General features: G+C 69.0%; 3 protein-coding genes and 1 pseudogene. 2 read left to right on the top strand and 2 right to left on the bottom strand.

Annotation, left to right across the window (positions count from 1 at the left end):
- Nucleotides 1-140 precede the first annotated feature (140 nt).
- Complete coding sequence (locus tag ABGA94_RS16995; RefSeq protein WP_375367832.1) at nucleotides 141-1,016, bottom strand: LysR family transcriptional regulator; 876 nt, start codon at nucleotides 1,014-1,016, stop codon at nucleotides 141-143.
- A gap of 71 nt (nucleotides 1,017-1,087) precedes the next feature.
- Here ABGA94_RS16995 and ABGA94_RS16990 point away from each other — a divergent pair.
- A pseudogene (locus ABGA94_RS16990) lies at nucleotides 1,088-1,717 on the top strand (short chain dehydrogenase); the annotation flags it as partial.
- A 78-nt stretch (nucleotides 1,718-1,795) separates the two neighbouring features.
- Here ABGA94_RS16990 and soxR read toward each other — a convergent pair.
- Nucleotides 1,796-2,230 (bottom strand): redox-sensitive transcriptional activator SoxR, encoded by a 435-nt coding sequence (gene soxR, locus ABGA94_RS16985; RefSeq protein WP_005415534.1) that lies wholly within the window; start codon nucleotides 2,228-2,230, stop codon nucleotides 1,796-1,798.
- Nucleotides 2,231-2,259: 29 nt separating this feature from the next.
- On the opposite strand from soxR, the gene ABGA94_RS16980 reads away from it, so the two are divergent.
- Nucleotides 2,260-3,681 carry an MFS transporter gene (locus ABGA94_RS16980; RefSeq protein ID WP_095377014.1) on the top strand — a complete coding sequence of 474 codons (1,422 nt, stop codon included), beginning with the start codon at nucleotides 2,260-2,262 and terminating at the stop codon, nucleotides 3,679-3,681.
- Nucleotides 3,682-3,769: the final 88 nt, after the last annotated feature.

Here is a 3,769-nt window from a genome sequence, read left to right as displayed (position 1 = left end):
GGTGCGGGTGGCGGTGACCTGCACGCGGTCGAAGTCGCGCGCATCAGGCGCGGCGGTGGCCGCGGCAGCAGCATGGGCGGACAGCGGCAGGGCCATCCAGACGGCGAGGCAAAGGGATCGGACCCCATCTATCCCGATGATCATTGCCCCAATGTGGTCATGACGAAATCGACGAAGCACTGCAAACGCGGGCGCGGGCGTCGATCGGGCAGGTAGATCAGGTGCATCGGCCGCGGTTCGGGCAGGTAGTCGCGCAGCAGCGGCTTCAACCGCCCCGCTGCGATCTCCGCCGCCAGCAGTGCGGTGGGCTGCAGTACCAGCCCGGCCCCGGCCACGGCGGCTTCACGCAATGCGAAGCCATCGTTGCTGCTCAGCCGCGCCTCCCAGTCGACCTGTTCGCCGTTGGCCAACTGCCAGCCATGCCCGCCGCGCCAGGCCAGATGGCTCAGGCAGTCGTGCCCCTGCAGGTCATCCGGTGTTCGCGGCGTGCCGCGCCTGCGCAGGTAAGACGGCGCCGCGCACAGGCTCATCGCATACGGCGGCAGCGGCCGCGCCACCACCTCCTGCGATGGCAACGGCCCGACCCGGATCGCCGCGTCGAAGCCATCTTCGATCAGGTCCACGCGGCGGTTGCTCAGGTCCAGCTCGATATTCAACTGCGGCTGCGCACGCAGCAGGCCAGCCAGCTGCGGCGCCAGCACGCAGCTGCCCCAGGTGGTGGGCGCGCTGACCCGCAACAGGCCACGCGGCTGTACCTGCAGGCCGGCCACATCGGCCTCGGCCTGCTGCACTTGCTCCAGCACCTGCCGGCACCCGGCCAGGTAGGCGCTGCCGGCTTCGGTCAAGCGCTGGCGGCGGGTGTTCCGTTGCAGCAACGCGGTGCCCAGATGTGCTTCCAACTGCTGGATGTACTTGCCCACCATCACCGCCGACACCTGCAGCTGTTCGGCGGCGCTGGCGAAGCTGCCGCGCTCGGCCACTGCCACGAAGGCCTGCATGCAGCGAAGGGTATCCATTGCTAATCCAGAGTTAGGAATCTACGAATCATACGCCGCTTACCTAACCCCACTGTGACGGCGCAGACTGCGCTCACTCCCTCACGCAAGGAACGGCCATGAAGATTCTCCTCGTCGGTGCCAGCGGCACCCTCGGCCAGGCAGTCGCCCGTCAGCTCGGCCAACAGCATCAGATTCTCGCCGCCGGCCGCCGCAGTGGCGAACTGCGTGTGGACCTGACTGACGACGCCAGCGTCGCCGAACTGTTCGCCCGCACCGGTGCAGTCGATGCGGTGATCTCCACCACCGGCTCGGTGCATTTCGGACCGCTGCAGGAGATGACGCCGGCACAGTTCAACAGCGGCCTGCAGGACAAGCTGCTGGGCCAGGTGCGGCTGGCACTGGCCGCCCAGCACCACCTCAATGCCGGTGGCTCGATCACCCTGACCAGCGGCATCATCAGCGCGCAGCCGATCCGCGACGGCGTCAACGCCACCGCAGTGAATGCCGCACTGGAAGGCTTCGTGCGCGCTGCCGCACTGGAGCTGCTGCCGCGCGGCCTGCGCATCAACGTGGTCAGCCCGAACGTACTGATCGAATCGATGGCGGCCTACGGCCCCTACTTCCCGGGCTTTGAAGCGGTAAGCGCGCAACGCGCGGCGCTGGCCTTCCAGCGCGCGGTGGAAGGCATCCAGAGCGGCGAGACGATCACGGTCTGGTAAGAAAAAGGGGACGGAGGGGATCAAGTCGTTTTCGTCCGCCGGGCATGGCCCGGCGCTACCGGGAGCGCGTCCCCTTTTTCATTCCCAGCGCATCGGGCCGTCGCCGCGTTCGCCGAGAACGTCGCCAGGATTGGCCAGGCGGCAATGCTGCAGTGACAGGCAGCCACAGCCGATGCAGCCGGTCAGTTCATCGCGCAGCAGCTGCAACATGTGAATGCGCTCTTCCAGCTCGGTGCGCCAGCGCGCGGACAGCTTGGCCCAGTCAGCCTTGGTCGGTGCACGGCCTTCAGGCAGGCTCTCGAAGGCGCGGCCGACCGCTTCCAGTGGCATGCCCACCCGCTGCGCAACGCGGATCACCGCCAGCCGGCGCAGCACGTCGCGGCTGTAACGGCGTTGGTTGCCCGAGGTGCGCAGGCTGCTGATCAGCCCCTTGCGCTCGTAGAAATGCAGTGCGGAAACGGCCACGCCACTGCGCTGCGAGACCTCGCCAACGCTGAGTTCCTGGGATGCCATTGCTTGACCTCAACTATAGTTGAGGTGGCATGCTGCTATCTTCGCCGCCCGTTGACAAGCGCGGCCCGCCCCTGACCGGTATGACCCCGACCCTCTCTCCCGCCGACACCCGCCTGCCGGCTGACACATCGATCCTGTCCGCGCGCTACCGCGCCACCACCCTCGGCATGGTCGCGCTGGTCGCGCTGCACGCCTTCGAAGCATTGGCCGTCGCTGCCGCGATGCCCACGGTGGCCGAAGCACTCAGCGGCCTGCGCCTGTACGCGCTGGCCTTCGGCGGCACACTGGCCACCAGCGTGATCGGCATGACCCTGGCCGGACGCTGGGCCGACCGCCAGGGCCCGGCACGGCCGCTGTGGTACGGCCTGGCGTGCTTCGTGCTGGGCCTGCTGCTGGCCGGCTTCGCCGTGCGCATGGGCATGCTGGTGGCCGGGCGCCTGCTGCAGGGCCTGGGTGCGGGCGCGATTTCGGTCTCGCTGTACGTGATGGTCGGCCGCAGCTACCCCGAGCACCTGCGGCCGAAGGTGTTCGCGGCATTCTCGGCGGGCTGGGTGGTGCCCTCGATGGTCGGCCCGGCGCTGAGCGGCCTGATCGTCCAGCATCTCGGCTGGCGCTGGGTGTTCCTGGCGGTACCGCTGCTGGCAGTCCCTGCTGCCCTGTTGCTGCGGCCTGCGCTGGCGCGCATGCAGCCCTCCGCCGACAGCAACGACGACGAGGGGCGCGGCAACGTCGTACGTTGGGCCAGTGGTGCATCGCTGGCGGCGCTGCTGCTGTACTTCGGCGGCCAGCAGCACGGTCCGACCGCCCTGCTCTGCATCGGCGTGGCGATGCTGGCGCTGCTGCTATGCGTGCATCGCCTGCTGCCGGCCGGAACGCTGATCCTGCGCAGGGGCCTGCCCAGCGTGATCGCACTGCGCGGCGTCGCCGCTGCCGCATTCTTCGCCTGCGAAGCCTACCTGCCGCTGCTGCTGCAGCGCGAACGCGGGCTCCCGCCCAGCTGGGCCGGCGCGGTGCTCAGCCTCGGCGCACTCGGTTGGTTCGCCGGCTCCTGGCTGCAGGGTCACCAGCAGCGCGGCTGGTCACGCCAGCAGCTGCTGCGCGTCGGCACGGCGATGATGACGGTCGGCATCGCCGCAACGCTTGCGGTGTTGTTCAATGCAGTGCCATTGCCGGTGGCCCTGGTGGGCTGGACGGTCACCGGTTTCGGCATGGGCATGATCTACGCCAGCCTCTCGGTACTCACGCTTTCGCTGTCAGCAGCGCATGAGCAGGGTGCCAACACGTCGGCCCTGCAGCTGAGCGAGGCCCTGTCGGTGACCACCGCGCTGGCGGTCTCCGGTGCGTTGTTCGCGCTGTTCGTGGAAAGCGCGCCGCACACCGGCTACCTGCTGTGCCTGGCGATCACTTTCGGCCTGGCGGTGCTGGCCGCGGTGATCGCGCGGCGGGTGTAGCGCCGCCGGGTTTCGGCAGTGCCGGTCGCTGGCCGGCACCATCACGGAATTCCCGCGTGCGCGGAGAGTGCCGGCCAGCGGCCGGCAC

The sequence above is a fragment of the Stenotrophomonas sp. 3diitr2024 genome (assembly GCF_042136455.1).
In the GTDB taxonomy this organism is placed as follows: domain Bacteria; phylum Pseudomonadota; class Gammaproteobacteria; order Xanthomonadales; family Xanthomonadaceae; genus Stenotrophomonas; species Stenotrophomonas sepilia.
The sequence above is the reverse complement of the archived record's forward strand: the minus strand, read 5'-3'. Positions and strand labels throughout refer to the sequence as shown.